Source organism: Miniimonas arenae, from assembly GCF_006351005.1.
Classification (GTDB): domain Bacteria; phylum Actinomycetota; class Actinomycetes; order Actinomycetales; family Beutenbergiaceae; genus Miniimonas; species Miniimonas arenae.
This window is the reverse complement of record NZ_VENP01000094.1, coordinates 1-4,337: the sequence shown is the minus strand read 5'-3', so window position 1 is coordinate 4,337 and position 4,337 is coordinate 1. Positions and strand designations below refer to the sequence as shown.

The 4,337-nt window shown below is 72.8% G+C and carries 4 protein-coding genes; 2 read left to right on the top strand and 2 right to left on the bottom strand.

The window, feature by feature from the left end; all coding sequences use genetic code 11:
- Positions 1–149: 149 nt before the first annotated feature.
- Together FH969_RS14485 and FH969_RS14480 are read left to right on the top strand one after the other, a co-directional pair.
- Entirely contained in the window at positions 150–1,433 is a 1,284-nt protein-coding gene (locus tag FH969_RS14485; RefSeq protein WP_139987888.1) for a plasmid pRiA4b ORF-3 family protein, read from the top strand.
- Positions 1,434–1,699: 266 nt separating this feature from the next.
- Entirely contained in the window at positions 1,700–2,464 is a 765-nt protein-coding gene (locus FH969_RS14480; RefSeq protein ID WP_246071993.1) for a DUF5701 family protein, read from the top strand.
- An 18-nt stretch (positions 2,465–2,482) separates the two neighbouring features.
- Here FH969_RS14480 and FH969_RS14475 read toward each other — a convergent pair whose 3' ends face one another.
- Positions 2,483–3,613: a YihY/virulence factor BrkB family protein gene (locus FH969_RS14475; RefSeq protein ID WP_139987886.1), complete on the bottom strand. Its 1,131-nt coding sequence runs from the start codon at positions 3,611–3,613 to the stop codon at positions 2,483–2,485.
- A 55-nt stretch (positions 3,614–3,668) separates the two neighbouring features.
- Positions 3,669–4,238 carry a type 1 glutamine amidotransferase domain-containing protein gene (locus tag FH969_RS14470; protein WP_139987884.1) on the bottom strand — a complete coding sequence of 190 codons (570 nt, stop codon included), beginning with the start codon at positions 4,236–4,238 and terminating at the stop codon, positions 3,669–3,671.
- Positions 4,239–4,337: the final 99 nt, after the last annotated feature.

The following is a 4,337-nucleotide window of genomic DNA, read 5'->3' as shown; positions in this document are numbered from 1 at the left end:
TCACTCGGAGTTCAGCGATGCCGAATGACTCCTGGGTCAGCCACGCCGGCCCGGGGGATGGCTTATCAGACGGGTGACGGTCGTTTGCCCGCACGTGTGGCTCGGCGCCGTCCGGACGCGGCCCCGCCGACACCTGACAGGCTCCTCCCGTGGAGACCTACGCGCTGCGCGTCACCCTCTTCGACGTCGAGCCGCCCGTCTGGCGCGAGCTCCGCGTCCCCGCCGGCCTCCCGCTCACCGACCTGCACTACGCCCTCCAGGCGGCCATGGGTTGGGACGACGCGCACCTCTACACGTTCGGCCGCGGCGAGCGGACGTGGCGCGACGCGCATCCGGACCTTCCCCTGGAGGAGGACGGCGCGACGGACGTCGAGGACGGCGTCGTTGCCGACGTCCTCGAGCGCGGCGGCGAGCCCGCCACCTACCTCTACGACTACGGCGACCGGTGGGAGCATGAGCTCACCCTGGTCGCGTTGACTCCCGACGGCGAACCTCGCGCCGTCAGCGTCCCGCACCTCGACGCGGGGGAGGGGGCGTGCCCGCCGGAGGACTCCGGCGGAGCACACGGGTACGAGCGACTGGTCGCCGACGGTGTGTTCGACGGCGTGGACGCCCTCGACCCGTTCTCTCTCGACGGCGCCGCGCGCCGCGTCCGGCTCCAGGCCGCCCCCGAGCCTCCGTTGCGCCCGGCGGTCGCCGCCGTTCTGCGCCAGGCGCCGTGGCGCGGCCCCGGCAGCATGTTCGAGCAGGTCCGCGTGGCCGCGGAGCTGGTGGATCGATCGCTCGACACCCGCGACTGCATCGACCTCACCGTCCACCTGCGCTGGTTCCTCGCGTACCTCGGACCCGGCGGCGTCCCCCTCACCGCGGCCGGCTACCTCAAGCCCGCCGACGTCGTTGCGCTCGCGGAGGAGCTCGAACTGAGCCGCGAGTGGATCGGCAAGATGACCCGCGAGGACTCCACGCCTCCGATCGGGCAGTTCCGCGAGCTGGTGCGCCGACTCGGGCTTGCCCGCGCGTTCCGCGGCCGGATGGTGTGCACGAAGCTCGGCGACCGGCTCGTCAACGACCCGGTCGGCATGGTCGAGCTCCTCGTCGAGAGGCTGCCGTGGGGTGATGACGAGCCCGGTGTCGCCGCCAGCACCCTCACGCTGATCGACCTTGCCGCGCTACCCCACCAGACTCCCGACGGTAACCGCTACCAGCAGCTGAACGACCGTGACGCCCGGATCCAGCTGGGCATGGAGTCCCTCCGCTGGGAGCTCGTCGGCGGCGACCCAGGACTGGCTTTGCGGTCCACGATCCGCACCACCGTTGCCCTGCTCACGCGGACCGACTCGCTGCGCCCCTCCGACCGGGGCTTCGACTGGCACCCGACGCCCGCCGGCCGCCGCCTGGTGGCCACGATCCTCGGCATCGTCCCGCTGGTCTGAGCGCGCCCGAGCAGGACGGCCCCACTCGTGACGGGAGAGCGACTGGGCGTGACGGCAGAGCGACTGACCGCGGCTCGGGCTGTACCCGCGCTGCGTCTCCGCAGGTCGCGAGGCCGGCCGACGCCAGCCGGACGCCGCGGAGTCGCTGTGGCAGAACGCGGAGTCGCTGTGGCGGAACGGGAGCGGAAGCACGCGGCGCCCCACGCCAGGGAATGCGGCTCGCAGGCGGCGCGTTGGACCTGGGACCGCCCGACCGAGGAGAGCCGTTGCCCGTCGCCCCCACGTCCGAGCCCACCACCACACAGCACGCCGCCGCGCCCGCCGCCACGCGGAGCCTCCAGCTTGCCGTCGCCGATCCCGCGCACGACGGCGCAGCCTCGCCAGGTGCACCGTCGCACCTCCCGCTTCCACCAGTCGGCGAGCAGCTGGACCGGCTCCTCGCGCTCGGTCTCGCTGCACTCGCGGGACGCGACGAGCGGGAGCTGCGCGACGCCGTCGGGCGCCTCGCGGTGAACCAGGGGGTGCCCGCGCTGCTGGCGATCCACCCGAGCCTCGTCCCGGCGCGCGCGCTCGCGCCGCTGCTGGAGCGCGGCGGCAAGCCCGGCTTCGTGGTGGTCGACATGACCGACCTCGACGACTTCACGACGGTGCCGGACGTCGCGCTGCCGGACTCGCCGCTCTACCTCGTGCACGACGTCGAGCGCGGCGACCACCTGCGGGGCGCCTCGCCCGAGGAGGCGCTGGCGGCGCTGACCGCGGCCGAGCGCTCGCCGCTCACGCTGCACGAGGGGATCAGCTGGTTGCTGCAGCAGCCCCAGCGGCTCGAGCCCAACCACTGCTTCATGTGCCTGAGCACGCGCAAGGCGAAGCCGCGCGGCGGGTTCGACGCGCGCACCCCGGCGCTGTGGATCAGCGGCGGCACGGGCCGCGACGGGCGTGAGCGACGCGGCGCCCCGAAGGTCGGCTGGTGCTGGTGGCGCAACCGGCACGACTGGCTGGGCTTCGCGTCGGCGACCCGTCGCTCCGGCTGACGCCTCGCCGTCGGGTAGCTAGGAGTCGGAGCGGCCCGGCCGCTCGTCGCCCTTCGCGTCCTTCACCGACCCGGCCGTGCCCGCCTCGTCGGCGTCGCTCGTCTCGCCACGCGTGACCCGCAGCGCCCGGCCGCGCGCGACGTCCGCCTCCGCCTTGGCGGCCCGCTTCTCGGCCGCCTTGGTGTCGCGGGCGGGGAGCTGGAGGTCGCGCTCAGCGGGGATGCCCGCCTGCAGCTCGCGACCGCGCTCGAGCTCGGAGTCCAGCTCCGCGCCGAACAGCAACGCGAGGTTCATGATCCAGAGCGCGAGCAGCAGGATGATGACACCGGCCAGCGAGCCGTACGTGGAGTCGTAGCTCGCGAATCGCGAGACGTACAGCGCGAAGCCCACCGATGCGAGCACCCACACGAGGATCGCGGCCAGCGCGCCGACGCTCACCCAGCGGAACTTCGGCTGCCGCACGTTCGGCGTCTGGTGGTACAGCAGTGCGACTGCGAGCACCACCAGCGCGAGGACGAGCGGCCACTTGAGGATGCTCCAGACCGTGACGGTCACGTCGCTCAGGCCCAGCGCGGAGCCGACGGACCGCGCCACGTCGCCCGACAGCACGAGCGCCGCGACGATCACCGCCGCGATGACCAGGAGCGCGAGCGTGACCAGGAGCAGCTGCGGGCGAAGCTTCCAGATCGGTCGCCCCTCCTCGACCTCGTACACGCGGTTCATCCCGCGTGAGAACGCGGCGACGTATCCCGACGCGGACCACAGCGCGGTGACCAGACCGATGACGAACGCGAAGCCCGCGGCCGACGCCTGGGTGAGGTTCTCGATGATGGGCTGCACCGAGGCCAGGGCCTCGGGCGGGAGCACACCCTCGAGCAGGTCCATCACCCGGGTGACCATCTCCTCCGGATCGCCCACGAGCCCGAGGATCGACGTGAGCGCGAGCAGCGCCGGCGCGATCGCGAGGACGGCGTAGTACGTGAGCGCCGCCGCGAGGTCGGTGCACTGGTCCTCCTGGAACTCCCGCACGGTGGTGCGCAGGACGTACTTCCAGGAGCGGCCCGTGAGGTCGTCGGGCGAGTCCGGCTTGCGCGGGTCGTCCGGGTTGGGGGCGTGGGTGGTGGTGGTCTCGTCCGAGCCGGTCGTCATCGTGTCGGATCCTCCTCAGCTTCGTCGGGCGTCGGGCGTCACGCCGCTGCGGGCGTCAGGCACGGTGCGCGACGGCGCCGCGTGCGAACGCGGCGACCAGCGCCTCGTCGAAGGCCGGGAGGTCATCGGGCGTGCGGCTGGAGATCAGACCGTCGTCGTCCACGACCTCCTCGTCGACCCACGTGGCGCCGGCGTTCGTCAGGTCGGTGCGCAGGCTCGGGAACGAGGTGATCCTGCGGCCGGTGAGCACGCCGGCGTCGGTGAGGATCCACGCGCCGTGGCAGATCACCGCCACCGGCTTGTGCTGTGCGACGAGGTCGCGGACGAACGCGACTGAGGCCTGGTCGGTGCGCAGGTCGTCGGCGTTCACCACGCCGCCCGGCAGCACGAGGGCGTCGAACTCGGCGGCGTCGACGTCGTGCGAGGTGCGGTTCACCGAGGCGACGTGGCCCTTCTTGCCGGTGATCTCGCCGTCGTCGGGGGCGATGAGGACCGCGGTGCCGCCGTGGGCGACCACGGCCTCCCAGGGCGAGGTGAGCTCGGAGTCCTCGAAGCCGTCCGTGCTGAGGAACGCGACGGTCACGCCGTCGAGGCTGGGCCTGGAGGTGGCGTCGGAGGTGGTCATGGTGCTCCTTCCGGATGGCTGAGCGCACTTTGCTCGAGCCTACAAAGGCGTGGTGCGGGCAGAAACCTCCGTTGGGGTAGTTGCGCGCAAGGGTCAAAG

Excerpts from the sequence above, each read along its gene's own strand:
- FH969_RS14475 (WP_139987886.1), bottom strand. The coding sequence starts at position 3,613 with ATGACGACCGGCTCGGACGAGACCACCACCACCCACGCCCCCAACCCG.
- FH969_RS14470 (WP_139987884.1), bottom strand. The coding sequence starts at position 4,238 with ATGACCACCTCCGACGCCACCTCCAGGCCCAGCCTCGACGGCGTGACC.